This is a genomic window from Nonomuraea sp. NPDC049504 (assembly GCF_040676845.1).
GTDB lineage: Bacteria > Actinomycetota > Actinomycetes > Streptosporangiales > Streptosporangiaceae > Nonomuraea > Nonomuraea salmonea.
In genome coordinates this window covers 353223-370153 of sequence record NZ_JBFAPT010000002.1, presented here as the reverse complement: position 1 = coordinate 370153, position 16931 = coordinate 353223, and the positions used below count along the sequence as shown (strand labels likewise).

The following is a 16931-nucleotide window of genomic DNA, read 5'->3' as shown; positions in this document are numbered from 1 at the left end:
ACCTGGCGCACGCAAGACGTTGTTAGAACATGTTACAACTAGGCCAGTGGCAGGACCTTTCTGACGCTCTGGCAGACGCCGTCGCTGGCCGCCGAGGCCGCCAGCCGCTCCGCGCTCGGGACGCCGTACTCGGTGGTGCGCTGCCTGACCGGGCGGCCGCTCACCTCGACCATCGCGCGCAGCTCGCTGATCGTCTTGTACGACCCGTTCTCCGACCCGGCCATCCGGCTGATCGTCTCCTCCATGAGCGTGCCGCCGAGGTCGTTGACCCCGCCCTGGAGCACCTGGCGGCACAAATCGTCCTGGAGCTTGACCCAGGAGCACTGGATGTTGGCGATGGCGCCGTGCAGCAGGATCCTGGCCAGCGCGTGCACGGCCCTGTTCTCCTGCGCGGTGGGGCCCGGCCTGGCCACGCCCGCGAGATAGATGGGCGCGCTGGTGTGCACGAACGGCAGCAGCACGAACTCCGAGAAGCCGCCGGTCTCCTCCTGCAGCCTGCGGATGAGCTTGATGTGCCTGACCCAGTGCAGGTGGTTGTCCACGTGGCCGTACATCATGGTCGAGGTGGTGGGGATGCCCACCCGGTGGGCGGTGGTGATGACCTCGATCCACTCCTTGGCCGGCAGCTTGCCCTTGGTGAGCACCCAGCGCACGTCGTCGTCGAGGATCTCGGCCGCGGTGCCGGGCAGCGAGTCCACGCCGGCCTCCTTGGCGGCCTCCAGCCAGTCGCGGATGGACAGGTTCGTCCGGCTGGCGCCGTTGATGACCTCCATCGGGGAGAAGGCGTGCACGTGCATGTCCGGCGTGCGCTCCTTGACCGCCCGCGCGATGTCGAAGTACGCGGTGCCGGGCAGGTCGGGGTGGATGCCGCCCTGCATGCACACCTCGGTCGCCCCAGCCGCCCACGCCTCCTCGGCGCGGTCGGCGACCTGGTCGAGGCTCAGGGTGTAGGCGTCGGCGTCGGTCCTGCGCTGGGCGAAGGCGCAGAAACGGCACCCGGTGTAGCAGACGTTGGTGAAGTTGATGTTGCGGTTGACGACGTAGGTGACGTCGTCGCCCACCGCCTCTCGGCGCAGCCCGTCGGCGATGGCGGCCAGCTCGTCCAGCGCCTCGCCGTCGGCGCCGAGCAGGGCCACGGCCTCGGCGTCCGTCAGCCCGGCCGGGTCGGACCCGGCGCGCCGCAGCGCCTGCCGCACGTCGCTGGGCGTGGCGGCGGCGACCGTGCCGAGCCGTTCGCGCAGGGCGTCCCAGTCGCCGTAGACGTGGTCGAAGTCGTCGCGGCGGTCGTGGGTGCGGCCGGTCGTGTCCACCTCGACGTGCAGGTCCACCCGGCCGGACGCGGCGAATCCGCCGTCGGGCTCCTGCCACGGGCGGCCTTCGAGCACCGCGTCCTCGCGGGCCAAGCCTGTGTCGGGGTCGGCGAGCGCGGCGACGTGGGCGAACAGGCGAGGGTCGAGCCAGGGCTCGCCGGCGCGGACGTACTCGGGGTAGATGGTCAGGCGTTCCCTGAGCGCGAACCCGGCATCGCGCGTGCGTGCCGCCAGCTCGTCGATCTGCGGCCACGGCCGCTCCGGGTTGACGTGGTCGGGGGTGAGCGGGGACACGCCGCCCCAGTCGTCGATGCCGGCCCTGATCATCAGCTCGTACTCGGCGTCCACCAGGTTGGGCGGCGCCTGGAGGCGTACGCGGGGGCCGAGCACGAGCCTGGCGACCGCGATCGTGGCGGCCAGCTCCTGCAGGTCGGCGTCCGGCAGGCCGCGCATCGCGGTGTCGGGCTTGGCGCGGAAGTTCTGCACGATGACCTCCTGGACACCGCCGTACTCCCTGGCCACCTTCCTGATCGCGAAGATCGACTCGGCGCGGTCCTCGACGGTCTCGCCGATGCCGATGAGGATGCCCGTGGTGAACGGCACGTTGGAGCGCCCGGCGTCCTCCAGCACCCGCAGCCGCACGGCCGGGTCCTTGTCGGGCGAGCCGTAGTGCGGCTGCCCCTTCTCCTCATAGAGCCGGCGCGACGTGGTCTCCAGCATCATGCCCATCGACGGCGCCACCGGCTTCAGCCGCTGCAGGTCGCGCCAGCTCAGCACCCCGGGGTTGAGGTGCGGCAGCAGACCGGTCTCCTCCAGCACCCTGATCGCCATGGCCCGGACGTAGGACAACGTGTCGTCATAGCCATGGGCGTCGAGCCACTCCCGCGCCTGGTGCCAGCGATCCTCCGGCCGGTCGCCCAGCGTGAACAGCGCCTCCTTGCACCCCATCGCCGCCCCCTGCCGGGCGATCTCCAGCACCTCGTCAGGGCTGAGGAACGGCGCGGGCAGCTTGTGGGGCGCCGTCGCGAACGTGCAGTAACCACAGCGGTCCCGGCACAGCCGGGTCAACGGGATGAAGACCTTCTTGCTGTAGGTGATGATCCCCTCGCGGCCGACGGTCCGCAGCCCGGCGTCGCGCACCCGGGAGGCGTGGTCGAGGAGCGTGTCGAGGTGGCCGTCACGGGCGTGCAGCAGGACGGTCGCCTCGGTGACGTCGAGCGTCTTGCCGTCCCTGGCGCGGGCGAGGGCGCGGCGGAGCGCGGAGTCAGAACTCATAAGGTGCACAGTACGTCGGCCTGAGTTCGCCGTACGCACCCAGGGTCGGCTCAGAACGACCGGTAGTCGCGCACCGGCATGCGCGGCCCCCTGGCCGGCGGGCGCAGCCCGGTGAGCCAGACCAGCACGGTCGCCCGGTGCCGATGCCCCGCGTACGGCTCCAGCAGCCGCAGCATCCCCCTGTCGTCGGTCTTCTCCCCCGTCAGGGCGTAGCCGACCAGCTTGGCCAGGTGGAAGTCGCCCACGCTGACCGCGTCGGGGTCGCCGAGCGCCCGCTGCCGCACCTCCGCCGAGGTCCACACCCCGACGCCGGGCAGCGCCCGCAGCAGCCGGTCGAGCTCCTGCGTGGTGGCCGCCGCCTCCAGCTTGCCGGCGTGCCAGGCCGCGGTGGCGATGGTCCGCGCGCGGACGGCCTCCGCGCCCGCCCGGTGCCAGTGCCAGCTCGGGATCTGCCGCCACACCACAGGCTCAGGCACCACCCGCATGCCCTCGGGCGCGGGACCAGGCGCGGGCTCGCCGTAGTGCGTCAGCAGCCAGCGCCAGGCCCGCCACGCCTCCCTGCCGACGACCTTCTGCTCCAGCACGGCGGGCACCAGCGCCTCCATGACGCGGCCGGTCCGCCCGATGCGCACCCCAGGATGCTTGCGTACCGCCTCGGCCAGCACCTCGTGCCGGACACTGAACCCGGACAGGTCGTCGTCCGCGCCGAGCAGCGCGGGCAGCGTCTCCAGCGCCCAGTCGGCGCCCGGCCCCCACGCCCGCCCGAGCACGGTGCCGGCCGCGACGCTCACCCGGAGCGTGCAGGGCCCGTCGGGAGTCCTTGACGTGCGCCACACCGAGCCGTCATTGCCCTTGCGCCAGGTGGGGTCGCCGCCGCCCCTGCGGTGCGGGTGCAGGGCCAGCTCGACGTCGAGCGGCCCGCCGGGCACCCACCTGCGCTCTTTCACACGTCCAGTCTGCCGCGTGCTCAGACGTCGCTGGAATAGCGCAGCGCCCGCTCGGGCAGCTCGACGCCCGGCCAGATGCGTACGCCGTGCTGCAGCTCGTTGCCGGGCCCCACGATGGCGCCGTCGCCGATGACCGCGTCGCGCACCACCGTGCCGGCGCAGACGCGCGCGCCCTGGCCGAGCACCGAGTCGGTGACGGAGGCGCCCGCCTCGACCACGCAGCCGTCGCTCAGCACCGAGCCGGCCACCGTGGCGCCCGCCTCGATCACCGCGCCGGCGCCGACGGCCGTGCCGCCCAGCACCTTCGCCTCGGACGAGACCCGCGCGCCGTCGAGCGCCAGGTATTCGCCGGTCGGGCCGGGCAGCGCGGGCGAGGCCAGCCGGCCCAGCACCAGGTCGCGCGAGCCCTGCACGAACGCGGCCGGGGTGCCGACGTCGAGCCAGTAGGTGCGGGTGGCGTAGCCCAGCACGAGCCGCCCCGACTCGATGAGCCCGGGGAACGTCTCGCGCTCGACCGACACAACCTCGTCGCGCGGGATCGAGTCGATCACCGAGCGGGTGAAGACGTAGCAGCCGGCGTTGATGCGGTTGGTGACGGGGTTGGGCGTCTTCTCCAGGAAGGCCGTCACGCGGCCCTCGTCGTCGGTCGGCACGCAGCCGAACCGGCTCGGGTCGTCCACTTCCGTCAGATGGAGCGTTACAGCGGCCTCGCGCGCGCGATGGAGACGCACCTGCTCGCCGATGTCGTGGCCGGACAGGATGTCGCCGTTGAGGATGAGCACCGGGTCGTCGGGCCCCGACGTGAGCGCCTCCGCGGCGTTGCGGATCGCGCCGCCCGTGCCGAGCGGGGTCTCCTCCGTCATGTACTCGAGCGTGAGCCCGAACCCCGAGCCGTCGCCGAAGGCCGGCTCGAACATGGACGCCTTGTAGGAGGTCGCGAACACGATCCGGCGCACGCCGAACGATCGCGCCCGCGCCAGCTGGTGGGCCAGGAACGGCACCCCGGCGGTCGGCAGCAGCGGCTTCGGCGTGCCCAGTGTCAGCGGACGCAGGCGCGTGCCCTGCCCCCCGACCAGGAGGATCGCCTCGAGGTCTGGCAAAGAGCTCTCCATCACTCCGTGAGGTTACCGAACTATTCGATCGCGCGTTGATAGGAGCTGAGATGCGCCTCGGCCGAGACGTCCCAGGTGAATTCGCGGGCCCTGGCGAGCCCGGCCTCCCGCAGTTGCCGCCTGCGCTCGGGGGCGGCCAGCAGCTCGCCCAGCGCGGTGGCGATGCTGTCGGCGTCGGGCTCGGTGTAGGCGACGGCGTCGCCGCCGACCTCGGGCAGCGACGAACGGTGAGTCGTCAGCACCGGCGCGCCGCAGGCCATCGCCTCCAGCACCGGCAGCCCGAACCCCTCGCCGCGCGAGGGGAAGGCCACGACGAGCGCACCGCCCAGGAAGCCGGGCAGGTCGGGCGCGCTGAGGTAGCCGGGCCTGATCACCCTGACCGTGGCCTCGACCTCCCGGCAGGCGGCGTCCACGTCGTCCTCGTGCACGCCGCCGCCGATGACCAGCGCGGGCGGCCGGTCGAGCCGCTTGACGGCGGCGGCGAAGCCGCGGATGAGGTTGGGAACGTTCTTGCGGGGGTCGAGCGCGCCCAGGAACGCGACGTACGGCTGGCCGTGCAGCCCGCACCTCGTGGCCGCCCGCTGGATCTCCTCCTCGGTCGGCGGGTGGAACTGCGCCAGGTCCACGCCGTGGTAGGCGACGTCGATGCGGGTGGGGTCGGCGGCGAGCACGCGGACCAGCTCGTCCCTGGTCGCCTTGGACGGCACGATGATGCGCCGGGCGTGGCGGACGGCGGTGCGGGTGGCCGAGCGGAAGAAGGAGGCGCGCGGGCCGTGCTGGTCGGGCTCGGTGAACCAGGTCGCGTCGTGCACGGTCACCACGGTCGGCACGCCGGAGCCGAGCGGGATGGAGTAGTAGGGGGCGTGGATGACGTCGGCCCCCGCCTTGCGGGCCAGCAGCGGCAGGCCGCTCTGCTCCCACGCGAGCCTGGCGGCCCTGTTGGTGATGGCGACGGGGCCTGGGATGATCTCGGCGGACGGCGCGAGGCGGCGGTAGCGTTCGGCTTCGGAACGCTGGCAGACAACGGACAGCTCGGCGCCGGCGCGGTCGAGCGCGGCCACGAGCCCGTCCACGTATCTGATCAGCGCGCCGCGGTCCGCGGGGACCGCCGCCGCATCGACGAGCACACGAGGCATACGAAGATCTTCTCCCCTCAAGATCAACGTGGGACGGGCGTCTCCCTCTTGAAATTTCAGCTTATGACCAGCCTCCCCTAAATCGTGGGCCAAATCACACTGAGTCGCGACGAGCTGCGATTCCGGCGGTTCCGGCGCAGATCAGGTCACCGGCGATGATCACGATCCGGGAGGCGAGGGCGACCGCTATGGCGGAGCCCCGGTCGAGCTGCGGGGCCAGCACCGCGACCATGGCCAGCTCCCTGACACCCGCCCCCGCGGGGATCACGAAGGTCATGATGCCGAGGCACCACGACAGCGCGAACGCGCCGACCGCGAAGACCAGGCCGCCCTGCGGGACGACGAAGTAGAGGTGGACGCCGTAGGCCACCCAGCCGGCCAGCGCCCAGGCGAGCGCGGTCAGCATGCCTCGCCTGGTCAGCGAGCGTTCGAGCGGCTCGCGCTTCAGCTTGCGCAGGGCGAAGCCGATCACCGCGTTGACGACCTTGGGCTCCAGCAGCACGAGCAGCAGCGGGATGAACAGCAGCAGCCAGCCGTAGCGGTCCCAGCCGAGCGTGACGAGCGTGACCAGCAGGCCGGTGGCGAGCTGGACGGGCATCATCAGGAAGAACGCCGTCGCGCTGCGGGGGCGCGGCACGCCGAGGTCGCGGCCCATCTCCATCTGGGCGAGCATCGGCCAGACCGTGCCGGGGATGTATTTGCCGAGCTGGCCGACGAAGAACACCTTCGCGGCCGGGCGCAGGCGCAGCGGCGAGCCGAGGTCGGCCAGCAGGGTGCGCCAGGTCAGCATGGCTCCGAGCAGCGCGGCGACCACCGCGACCAGCGAGCCGGCGAGCGCGGGGACCGACAGCCTGGCGAACCCGGCCACCACGGCGTCCCACTCCCTGATCACCGCCCACGCGCCGAAGCCGAGCGCGACGGCCAGGAAGCCGTATCTCACCAACCGGCGAGCAGGTGAGCGCCGGGGAACGGCCTCGGAAGCGGCCTCGTCGGTGGTCACAGCGGCCGCACCCGCTCGGGCGGCTGCGGCAGATGCGCGCCCACCGGGCGGCGGGCCCGCTTGGTCGCCACCCACAGGTACGTCGGCACGACCGGCAGCAGCAGCTTGAGCACTCCGCGCGGGGTACGCGACAGGACGGCCTTGACCACCTTGCCGAGCACTCCCGGGAACAGCTCGCCGCCCGCGAACGTGGTCGGCGTGGCGAGCACGGGGAACGTGTAGTCCCAGATGTGGAAGGCCCGCAGCATCTTGCGCAGCCCGCGCCGCGTCCTGAACCGCTCGTAGTAGTGGTCGGCCCGGCCGGACGCGCGGACGTAGCGGTCGGCGAGCGCCGGCGGCAGATAGGACAGGAACGGCAGCTTGTAGTGGGGCTCCATGATGCCGAGCCGGTTGCCGAGCCCCAGGTAGAGCACGCCGTCGTCGGACAGCACCCGGTGCATCTCGGCCACCACCGCGTCGGGGTCGACGACGTGCTCGTAGATGTGGTTGAAGACCAGCACGTCGATCGAGCCGTCGGGGAACGGCAGCGCCGTGCCGTCGCCGCAGACGAACGCCACCCGCTCGCCGAACCGGTCGGCCGCCTTGCGCAGCCCCGGCACGTCGATGTCGATGCCCAGCGTGTGGCGGGCACCGGCCCGCGCCAGCTCGTCGGCGATGAAGCCGGCCGAGCAGCCGACGTCGCCCACCGTGAGCCCGTCGAGCGGCCCGTGGAAGTGCTCGAGGACGGCGATGATCTTCGCCGCCTTCCGCCGCCGCTTCTCCTCGTCGAGCATGGCGGACTGGAACTCCGAGTATTCGAGCTGCGCGACCCGTTCTTTCACCACGACTCCCAACCGTACCGACCTCTGCGCCCATCCGACGTCAAACCGCTTTGGTACGGTGTCCGACCTGGCGGGGGGCTGACGAACGGGGGCATAGTGGCACTTCTCGACAAGATTCGCGGCGAGTTCATCGACATCGTCGAATGGCTGGACGACAGCCGCGACACCCTCGTCTGGCGTTTCCCCCGCCACGACAACGAGATCAAGATGGGCGCCCGGCTCGTCGTGCGCGAGTCACCCGCCGCGAGCGGCGCACCCGCTGGTACCCGGCACAGGGCAGGGTGGCCAGGAATGTCGACGACGTGCTGATCCCGGCCACGCACCGGCTCCCCGCCGACCGCCTCGACGCGCTGCAGCCGTGGCCGCTCGGGCGGGCGGTGCCGTACGCGCCCGCGTACGTGGCCGGGCACCACAGCCTGCGCTACGACGTCGAGCCGCGGGCGGGCATGGACCGGGCGAAGGGCGTCATGGCCGAGGCCATCGAGGGCGACTGCCGGCGCGACATCGGCGGCAGGACGTACCAGGTGCTGATCAACGGGGTGAGCGGGGAGGTCCAGGGCGAGCGGCCGTACAGCGTGGTGAAGATCGTCTCTGCGGTGCTGGCGGCGCTGGCGCTGGTGGCCGTCGTCGTCTGGCTTTACCAGGCGTACCGCGCGTAACCTGAGCCAATGCTCCGCCGCCTGCTGCGCCTCCTCCTCGCCCTGGTCGCGCTCGGTTTCCTGGGCTACGGGCTGGCCGCCAACTGGGAAGAGACCACCGGCGCGCTCGCGCGCATGTCGCCCTGGGCGGTGCTAGGAGCCTTCGGCTCGGTGCTGCTCGGCCAGTTCTTCATGCTGGTGGCCTGGCGGGAGATCCTCGCGGGGCTGGGCACGCGGGTGCCGGTGCGGGTGGCCGGGCGGATCATGTTCGTGGGGCAGCTCGGGAAGTACATCCCGGGTGCGGTGTGGGCGTACGCGGCGATGATGGACCTCGGCCGCGACCACGGCAGCCCGCCGCGGCGCACGTTCGCGACGATCTCGCTGGGCCTGGTGATCAACCTCGGGGTGGCGATCTCGATCGCCGCGGCCACGCTGGGAACGCTGGAGGCGGTGCGGCAGGCGTGGTACCTCGTGCTGCTGGTGCCGGTGATCATCGTTTGCCTGCATCCCAAGGTGCTGACCTGGGGGCTCAACCTGGCCCTGCGCATCGCGCGCAAGGAGCCGCTGGAGAGCGTGCTGCCCGGCCGTACGGTGCTGGTGGCGGTGGGCTGGACGGCGCTCGGCTGGCTCGTCTACGGCCTGCACATCTGGCTGGTCGCCGGGAGCGCCGACCTCTATGTGATCGCGACCGGCGCCTACGCGTTCGCCTGGGCCACCGGCATCCTGACCGTCGTGGTGCCGGCCGGCGTCGGCGTCAGGGAGGGCGCGCTGGTGCTCGTGCTCGGGCCGGTCATCGGCACGCCGCCGGCGCTCGCGGTGGCGATCGTGTCGCGGGTGGCGTTCACGCTGGCCGACGCGGCGCTCGCGGGGCTGTTCGTGCTGCTCGGCCGTCAGGCGGCCAGCAGCGTGCCCGCGTACGCCGACCAGAACGGCTCGGGATCGACCGCCTTGACCCCCGACCGCAACCTCTCGGGCTCGCCCGAGGCGTAGAACCGCTCGATCGCCTCGCGCAGGGCCCCCACGTCGTTCGGCTCGACCAGCAGGCCGTCCACGCCGTCGGTGACGTGCTCGGCCAGCGCGCCCACCCTGGTCGCGATCACCGGCACGCCGTGCTCGTGGCCGAGCCAGACGTTCTGGCTGGCCGTGGCGCTGCGGTAGGGCAGCACGAGCGCGTCGGCGGCGGCGAACAGCCTCGGCACCTCGCCCGCGGCGACGTAGCCCGGCCGCAGCTCGACCCGGTCGCCGATGCCCAGCTCGGCGATCAGCGCCTTGGTCTCGTCGAGCCCGCCCCAGAACTCACCGGCCACGGTCAGCGAAACACCGTCGGGCAGCGCCCGCAGCAGCAGGTCGAGCCCCTTGTACGGCCGCACGATGCCGAAGAACAGCAGCCTGCGGTGCACCTCGGCGGAGCGCTCCGCGGTCGTCGAGGGCAGGTGGGGCGGCAGGCCGGCCACGCTGACCGGCTTGGAGGTGAGCCCGCAGGCCAGCTCCGCCTGCTGCTCGGAGTGGGCCAGCACGCCGTCGACCCGCTTGAGCAGCGCCTTCATCAGCGGCTCGTCGTAGGGCTTGCGCTCGTGCGGCAGCACGTTGTGGCACAGGGCGATCGCCTTGGTGCGGCGCTTGAGCCCGTACAGGATGCCGAGGTAGGCGGGCACCTGCACCGGGCTGAGCACGGCGAGCACGACCAGGTCGGCCGAGCGCAGCCGCCGCCCGGCGGCCACCCAGCCGTCGGGCCGCCGCCAGTCGAGCCGGCGCACGGTCCTGTCGTAGGGGGTGCCCTCAGGCGCGGAGATCGTCTGCTGCCCCGGATAGAGGAACGACGGATATTGGGCGCGCCACGACTCGATCACCACGTCGTGGCCCAGCGCCGCCAGCCGGTGCGCCAGCTCCGTGGTGTGCTGGGCCCCGCCCCCCTTGTACGGATACGTCGGCCCGACGATCGCGATGCGCACCGGTCACTCTCCCCGCGAGCGCACGATCAGGTCGGCGAGCAGCGCGACCGACCCGATCAGCATGCCCGACAGGAAGATCATGACGGTGTTGGCGGGGAAGTAGAACGGGTGCTCGATCATGTCCCAGACGCCCTTGACGAACCCGATGCCCACCAGCCACAGCGCCGGCGGCATGAGCACCTTGAGCGGGTTGAAGTACATGATCATCCGCAGCACCTGCAGGATGTAGCGGTAGGCGTCGGAGACGAAGCTGAACTTCGACTTGCCGGCCCGCTTCGCGTAGTCGGTCGGCAGGTAGTAGATGTCGTGCTGGTTCATCAGGAACGACAGCGTGATCGTCGTGACGCACGAGAACCCGGGAGGCAGCAGCCGCAGGTAGGGCCGCGCCACCGACTTGCGGAAGGCCCGCAGCCCCGAGTTGAGGTCGGGGATCTTCTGGCCGGCCAGCATCTCGGCCACCTTGCGGATCACCCACTTGGCCGGCACGCGCAGCAGCTTGTGCGAGCCCTCCTCGCTGGTGCGGGCGCCGACCACCTGGTCGAACGAGGGATCCTTCTCCAGGATCTGCACCAGCTCGGGGATGCGCTCGTTGGCGTAGGACATGTCGGCGTCGGTCCACACCACGATCTCGCCCCTGGCCTCCTGCGTGCCGATGCGCCGCACGGTGCCGGAGCCGCCGTTGCGGTGGAAGGCGCGGATGCGCAGGTGGGGATAGTCGGGCGCGGCCTCCTTGAGCCTGGCCAGCGTGTCGTCGGTGGAGCAGTCGTCGATGGCGACGAGCTCGTAGGTGTAGCCGCTCGAGTCCATCGCCTTGGTGATGCGCTCCACCTCGTCGATGACGTGGTCCTGCTCGTTGTAACAGGGCAGGACGATCGTGACGTACGGCGCTTCTTCCACGGCGGTTCCACTCTTGGGGGTCTCAGGCGTGCTCACGGGGGTCGAGGTTACTCTGCCCCGCCGAAAGGCGAGTGCACATCACTCCACCGGGTGCCCCCGGTTCCAGGGCTGTTCCTTCCAGTGTGACCCATCCCGGTCAAGCGACGGCCATCCACACGTTGATCCGCAGTGACCATGTGGCATTGGGGGCCTCAATGAGCGAGCGCTCGTCCTGCCGGGTGACCAGCCGCATCACCTGCGTGGGCCGCCCGTACGGCGCGACCTGCGGCTCCTCGGCGCCCAGCAGCACCGGCACCCGGCCGGCCGCGCGCACCCGCTCGATCTGGCGGCGCACCTCGCGCTCCGGCGCGACGTCGGTGCCCGCCCGCTTGACCTTGGCGGCCGGTTTTCCGCACATTCCCCGTACGACCTGGACGAACCGGTCGCCGGTCACCCGCTCCACGAACAGCACCGACGCCCGGTCGGGCAGCCGCGCGCACATCTCCTCGACCGCCGCCGCCTCACCCCGCTCGACCGGCGTGAACGCGGTGCCGATCGACGTCACCACCGGCGGCGCCAGCACCAGCAGCACCGCCATCACCGTGCCCCACTTCAGCACCAGCGGGCCGTGCCGGTCCATGAGCCGGCGCAGCCGGGCCAGCCCGTACGCGGCCAGCAGGATCACCCCGGGGATCACCACCGGCACCAGGCGGCGGGCGGCCCACGGATGGTCGGGGGTGATCTCAGGGCGCAGCAGCGTCGTGACCGTCGTCCAGCCCACCACCGCGAGCGGCAGCAGCCAGGCGAACGACGAGCCGTCGCGCAGCAGCCTGCGCACCAGGAGGGCGGCGGCGATCGTGGCCAGGGCGAGCGTCGCCGGGCCGACGTACCAGGTGAGCCAGTGCAGGGAGTTCTCGAAGTAGAGGCGGGTGCCGTCCTCCGGCAGGCCGTTGGCGCGCTGGATCTGCCGGATCATCTCGTACGTGCGCCAGTCCTCCGGGTTCGCCGGATCCCTGGTCACGGTCTGGTACCACGGGCGGGCGTACAGGGCGGCCATCAGCAGCACGGTCAGCACCGCGCCGGTCCTCGGCAGCCAGCCCGGCAGGCTGATCCGGGCCAGGGCGGGGGCGGCGGCCGTACCTGCGAGGGTGAGCACGAGGACGGCGGCGCAGATGAGCAGCAGCGGCCGCACGGAGCCGCTCAGATAGTCGAGGTACGGCCTGGCCAGCAGATACGCCGCCGCCAGCCCGACGCAGGCCCCGGCGACCAGTCCCGCGAGCAGCGGCGGCCCGAGCCGCCCCACCGGCCTGCCCAGCCTGCGCAGCGCGATCAGCAGCCCGGCGAACGCCAGCACCGGCAGCACGTCGCGCAGCCCGTCGATCCTGACCAGCACCGCCAGCCCGAACACCAGCCCGGCCAGCCCCGCCGTGCCCCGGCCCGGCCGGCCGTCACGGGCTCGCTCCAGCGCGTCGTACGCCAGGGCCAGCCCGCCGAACAGCAGGATCATCGACGGGATCTCGCTGAACGTGGTCCGCGAGGTGTAGAGGACCGGCATGCAGACCGCGAACGCCGTCGCCGCCAGCACCGCCCACCGCGCGCCCGCCAGCCGCGCCACCACGCCGCCCAGCGTGAGCACCGCGAGCGCGCCCAGCACGGCCGGCACCACGAACGGCGCCCCCAGCCAGTCACCGATCGCGAACAGCATCGGCGGCCCTGGCATGAACTGCGGCAACACCCCGCCGTCCACCGCGTAGAACCCGACGCTGTCGAACTCCAGCCCCGCGTCGGGCCCGCCGAACGCCTCGGCCTGCGCCGGGATCGGCAGCGAGCCGTGGGCGGCGATCCAGGCGGCGTACTGGGCGTAGGTGGCCGGATCACGCCTGACGGCGAGCTGCTCGCTGTGCAGGAGCACGTTGAACACCCCGGACGCCACCGCCACCCCGACGACCCCGCCGAGCTGCCACCAAGCCGCCCGCAGCGCTCCGGCCCACAGGCCGCGGGTCCCCGCCCAGCACAGCAGCACCGCCATGGGGACCCCGAGCACGGTGACGAGCACCGGCGTGAACCGGCCGAGCAGCAACAGCGGCAGCCCGGCCAGCAACCAGCCCGCCACGGCCAGCGCGGGGAGCACCGACAGCGCGGCGAGCCACCGGCCGGGACGATGATCGTGTTCCATCGGAGACCGAGCGTATCCAACCCCGCACACCCCTCGCGGCCACGGCAGCCGCCAGAGGCCCCGGAGGCACGGGAGAGGCGAAAACGCCGGTAGCGTACGCGACGTGCCGGAGATGGGAAGGACCAGCCGTTGATGGCGGACCCGCACGCCGAAAGGCCCGCGAACCCCGCACCCCCAGAAAAGCCCGCGCGACCCGCGAGCCCGCGTCCGCGCGCGGAAGAACGCGCGGAAGAACGCGCGGAGGAACAGGGGCAACGCACCGAGCCGGCTCAGCGCGCGGAAGAGCATGGGCAACGCACCGAGCCGGCTCAGCGCGCCGAGCCTCCGGAGGAGCGGGCAGGAAGGCGGCGGAGGGGGGCCGGGGTGCGGGAGCGGGTGCGGCGGCATCGGTGGTTCCTCGCCGTGCTGGGGCTCGGGGCCGTGCTGCGGCTGCTCGCCATGCTGGGGTACCGGCCCGCGCTGTGGTTCCCCGACTCCTACACCTACATCGTCACCGTCTTCAGGCCCCGCCCCGACCTGGTGCGCCCGGCCGGCTACTCGATGTTCCTCAAGCTGCTGGAACCGCTGCACGCGTTCGGCGCGGTGACGGTGGCGCAGCACCTGCTGGGCCTGGCGACCGGGGTGCTGATCTACCGGACGGCGCGCAGAGCACCCAGGTGGGCGGCGACGCTGGCGGCGGTTCCTGTGCTGCTGGACGCGTACCAGATCGAGCTGGAGCACCTGCTCGTCTCGGACACGCTCTTCATGTTCCTCGTGGCGACGGCGGTCGTGCTGGCCACGACGGCCCGCCCTGCGACGGTGGCGGGCATCGGCCTGCTGCTGGCGGCGGCCACGCTGACCAGGACCGTCGGGCAGCCGCTGATCGTCCTGCTGGCGGCCTGGTTCGTGCTGCGCGGGCGGATCAGACTGGCGGGTGTGCTGGTGGCGGTCGCGCTGGTGCCGCTCCTCGCGTACGGGGCCTGGTTCTACGCCACGTACCAGCGGGTGGGCCTGATCGGCGCGAACGGCGTCTTCCTGTACGCCCGCACGATGTCCTTCGCCGACTGCGCCGAGATGGACCCGCCGCCCGACCTGCGGGAGCTGTGCGACGCGCGCCCGCCCGACCAGCGGCCGCCCTCGCAGGAGTACATCTGGGCCCAGGACTCCCCGCTGGTGCGGCGGCCCGGCATCACGTTCACGAAGGAGACCGACGACCTGGCGGGCAGGTTCGCGATGCTGGCGATCACCAAGCAGCCGCTCGACTACGCCGGGTCGGTGCTGTCGGAGCTGGCCCGCACGTTCCGCTGGGACCGCCCGGTCTATCCGGACGCCGAGATCTACGGCTACTACCAGTTCCCGGACGAGCGCCCCGGGCCACCTGGCCGCTATCCCGCGCAGGTCGGCGCCGAGTATGCCAAGCTCTACGAGCAGGGTGCGATCGGCACGGAGATCGTCGAGCCATATGCCGGCTGGCTACGGGCCTACCAGAGCGTGGCGCGCCTGCCCGGCACGCTGCTGCTGGCAGTCCTGCTCGTGCCACCGGTGGCGGCGATCGCCCGCAGACGCGCGGGCGACCGCCCAGGCAACGGCCTGACGACGCCTCCGCCCTGGCTGGCGCCCTGGTCGGTGGCCGTCGTGCTGCTGATCACGCCGGCCGCGGCCGCTGAGTTCGACTACCGGTACGTCCTGCCGGCCGTGCCGGTGGCCTGTCTGGCGGCGGCCCTCGCCATCGGGCCCGCGGAGCGGAGACGACGCGAACAAGGACGCGAACGAGAGCGAAGCGGCCGGGGGCGTGACGAGCGAGGACGCCCTGGTCGCGGAGAAAGAGTTTGGCGATGATATTCCACCCAATGTCCGGCTCTGAGTATGCTGTGCGGCGGAAACATCACACCCGGGTCACGGCCGTTCCCCACGTTCATGACCCGTGGCACGCCGTACGTGACCTAGTCTCGTGGCGCGGAGCGACCATGCCGGCGGCGCAAGGAGTGAGGTCGGGGGCGTATGACTGACTACAGGAGCGTGCCGGTAGTCGATTCCGTGCACGACCGCCGATCGGCCGCCACCCAGCCGGGCAGCAGGATGGCCCGCAGAGCGGCCGCCGCCGCCCCGCCGCCGCCACCGCCGCCCGACGACCGTCCCCCGCGCAGCCACCGCTCCGGCGGCTCCGGCGGCGGCCAGACCAAGATGCGCGTGCTGGCGTACGTGAGCATCGGCGTCACCACGGTCATGGTGGCGGGTGCGCTGACGGCGTACACCGCCTATCGCGACGCCTTCGGCAACATCAACGAGAAGAGCGTCAAGGAAGACATCATCAACCCGCGCCCGCCCGACACGGGCGCGCTCAACGTGCTGCTCGTCGGCTCCGACACGCGCGCGGGCGCCGGCAACGCGAGATACGGCCAGCAGCTGGCCCGCGAGGCCAACGCGGGCGGCAAGCGCACCGACACGATCATCCTGCTGCACCTGTCGCCCGACCGCGACAAGGCGCGGCTGATCAGCTTCCCGCGCGACTCCATGGTGCAGATCCCCAAGTGCAAGAACGAGGCCACCAAGCAGGAGATGCCGCCGCGCCGCGACATGATCAACTCGGCGTACAACTCGGGCGGCATCGCCTGCACGATCTCCACCATCGAGACCCTCACCGGCATCCGCGTCAACCACTTCGTCGAGGTGGACTTCAGCGGCTTCAAGAACATCGTCGACGCGCTCGGCGGCATCGAGATCTGCCTCAAGTCGGGCGTCAACGACAAGGCGTCCAAGCTGGTGCTGCCGCCCGGCAAGAGCCTGCTCAACGGCGAGAAGGCGCTCGGCTACGTACGCCTGCGCAAATACGGCGACGGCAGCGACATTCAGCGCATCAAGCGCCAGCAGATCTTCCTCAGCAAGGTCGTCGCCAAGGCCACCAGCAGCGAGCTGCTGACCGACGTGGGCAGGCTGCGCGACTTCATCGCCGCGGCGGCCGGCTCGGTCACCATGGACCCCGAGCTGGCCAACGACACCGAGCAGCTCATCCAGATCGCGCTGAGCGCGAAGGAGATGACCGCCAACGGCGTCAAGTTCACCACCGTGCCCTGGGTCCCCGACCCCGAGGACACCAACCGGGTGGTCTGGAAGCAGCCCGACGCCAACGAGCTGTTCACCTCGATCAAGACCGACACCGAGGTGACCAAGACCGCCGAGGCGGGCGCCGACACGCCGGCCAAGCCGAAGGCCAAGATCAAGCCTGAGCAGGTGCGCGTCCAGGTGCTCAACGGCACCAAGACCGTCGGCAAGGCCCGCGAGGTCGCCGACGAGCTGGCCAAGCAGGGCTTCACGGTCGTGGGCCTGGGCAACTACGAGGCCCCGGGCGGTGCGAGCCTGGCCAAGAGCGAGATCCACTACTCCAAGACCGCCGAGACCGCCGCCGACCACGCCCTTACTCTGGGCGGGTCCGTCCTGCCGAAGCCGCAGGCCGCGTCCGGGAAGGTGAAGGCGGTCGGGGCGCAGCCGTACACCGGGGCCGTGGCCACCACGGCCGGTGCCGGGGCGCCCGCGAAGGGCACGCCGGTGATCCAGCTCGTGGTCGGCGAGGACTTCGACTCGGTCAAGGTGACCAAGCTGCCCGACAGCGTCAACAACAGCACCATCACCGCGTCCGAGCAGAAGAACGTGTGCACCTGAGGCTCCAAGTTCCCTGTGTAACGAGCCGTTCTGGCTCGCTACGAGAGAC

The 16931-nt window shown here is 71.8% G+C and carries 14 protein-coding genes; 5 read left to right on the top strand and 9 right to left on the bottom strand.

The genetic code is table 11. The features are described from left to right. Nucleotides 1-38: 38 nt before the first annotated feature. The 6 genes from AB0K28_RS05035 to AB0K28_RS05010 form a co-directional block, all read right to left on the bottom strand. Entirely contained in the window at nucleotides 39-2585 is a 2547-nt protein-coding gene (locus AB0K28_RS05035; RefSeq protein WP_364365248.1) for a bifunctional FO biosynthesis protein CofGH, read from the bottom strand. Between the two features lie 50 nt (nucleotides 2586-2635). Continuing rightward, nucleotides 2636-3532: a DNA-3-methyladenine glycosylase 2 family protein gene (locus tag AB0K28_RS05030; protein ID WP_364365245.1), complete on the bottom strand. Its 897-nt coding sequence runs from the start codon at nucleotides 3530-3532 to the stop codon at nucleotides 2636-2638. A 20-nt stretch (nucleotides 3533-3552) separates the two neighbouring features. Next, nucleotides 3553-4644 carry an NDP-sugar synthase gene (locus tag AB0K28_RS05025; RefSeq protein WP_345396539.1) on the bottom strand — a complete coding sequence of 364 codons (1092 nt, stop codon included), beginning with the start codon at nucleotides 4642-4644 and terminating at the stop codon, nucleotides 3553-3555. 20 nt (nucleotides 4645-4664) lie between these two features. Continuing rightward, on the bottom strand, nucleotides 4665-5780 hold the full coding sequence (locus AB0K28_RS05020) for a glycosyltransferase family 1 protein (protein WP_364365242.1): 1116 nt from the start codon (nucleotides 5778-5780) through the stop codon (nucleotides 4665-4667). Nucleotides 5781-5874: 94 nt separating this feature from the next. After that, nucleotides 5875-6780: a lysylphosphatidylglycerol synthase domain-containing protein gene (locus AB0K28_RS05015; RefSeq protein WP_364365239.1), complete on the bottom strand. Its 906-nt coding sequence runs from the start codon at nucleotides 6778-6780 to the stop codon at nucleotides 5875-5877. After that, a complete protein-coding gene (locus AB0K28_RS05010; RefSeq protein ID WP_364365236.1) occupies nucleotides 6777-7604 on the bottom strand; it encodes a class I SAM-dependent methyltransferase in 828 nt (275 codons plus the stop codon). Before AB0K28_RS05010 ends, AB0K28_RS05015 begins: the two co-directional genes overlap by 4 nt. 93 nt (nucleotides 7605-7697) lie before the next feature. Between AB0K28_RS05010 and AB0K28_RS05005 the strand changes: the two genes are divergently transcribed. Genes AB0K28_RS05005 through AB0K28_RS04995 form a run of 3 tightly spaced genes read left to right on the top strand, consistent with a single transcriptional unit; the run spans nucleotide 7698 to nucleotide 9229 of the window. After that, nucleotides 7698-7910 (top strand): SPFH domain-containing protein, encoded by a 213-nt coding sequence (locus AB0K28_RS05005; RefSeq protein WP_345396524.1) that lies wholly within the window; start codon nucleotides 7698-7700, stop codon nucleotides 7908-7910. Then, entirely contained in the window at nucleotides 7904-8260 is a 357-nt protein-coding gene (locus AB0K28_RS05000; RefSeq protein ID WP_364365233.1) for a hypothetical protein, read from the top strand. Before AB0K28_RS05005 ends, AB0K28_RS05000 begins: the two co-directional genes overlap by 7 nt. 9 nt (nucleotides 8261-8269) lie before the next feature. After that, on the top strand, nucleotides 8270-9229 hold the full coding sequence (locus AB0K28_RS04995; protein WP_364365231.1) for a lysylphosphatidylglycerol synthase transmembrane domain-containing protein: 960 nt from the start codon (nucleotides 8270-8272) through the stop codon (nucleotides 9227-9229). Here AB0K28_RS04995 and AB0K28_RS04990 read toward each other — a convergent pair. The 3 genes from AB0K28_RS04990 to AB0K28_RS04980 all read right to left on the bottom strand — a co-directional run bounded on the left by AB0K28_RS04990 (nucleotide 9130) and on the right by AB0K28_RS04980 (nucleotide 13243). Beyond that, nucleotides 9130-10191: a glycosyltransferase family 4 protein gene (locus AB0K28_RS04990; RefSeq protein WP_364365228.1), complete on the bottom strand. Its 1062-nt coding sequence runs from the start codon at nucleotides 10189-10191 to the stop codon at nucleotides 9130-9132. The two genes, AB0K28_RS04995 and AB0K28_RS04990, sit on opposite strands and share 100 nt — an antisense overlap. Before the next feature lie 3 nt (nucleotides 10192-10194). Then, nucleotides 10195-11124: a glycosyltransferase family 2 protein gene (locus AB0K28_RS04985; protein WP_364365225.1), complete on the bottom strand. Its 930-nt coding sequence runs from the start codon at nucleotides 11122-11124 to the stop codon at nucleotides 10195-10197. Nucleotides 11125-11224: 100 nt separating this feature from the next. After that, nucleotides 11225-13243: a hypothetical protein gene (locus AB0K28_RS04980; protein WP_364365222.1), complete on the bottom strand. Its 2019-nt coding sequence runs from the start codon at nucleotides 13241-13243 to the stop codon at nucleotides 11225-11227. 363 nt (nucleotides 13244-13606) lie between these two features. Between AB0K28_RS04980 and AB0K28_RS04975 the strand changes: the two genes are divergently transcribed. Both AB0K28_RS04975 and AB0K28_RS04970 read left to right on the top strand, forming a co-directional pair. After that, nucleotides 13607-15061, top strand: coding sequence for a hypothetical protein (locus AB0K28_RS04975; protein WP_364365219.1), 1455 nt, complete (start codon nucleotides 13607-13609; stop codon nucleotides 15059-15061). A 162-nt stretch (nucleotides 15062-15223) separates the two neighbouring features. Further along, entirely contained in the window at nucleotides 15224-16882 is a 1659-nt protein-coding gene (locus AB0K28_RS04970) for an LCP family protein (protein WP_345396504.1), read from the top strand. Nucleotides 16883-16931 lie beyond the last annotated feature (49 nt).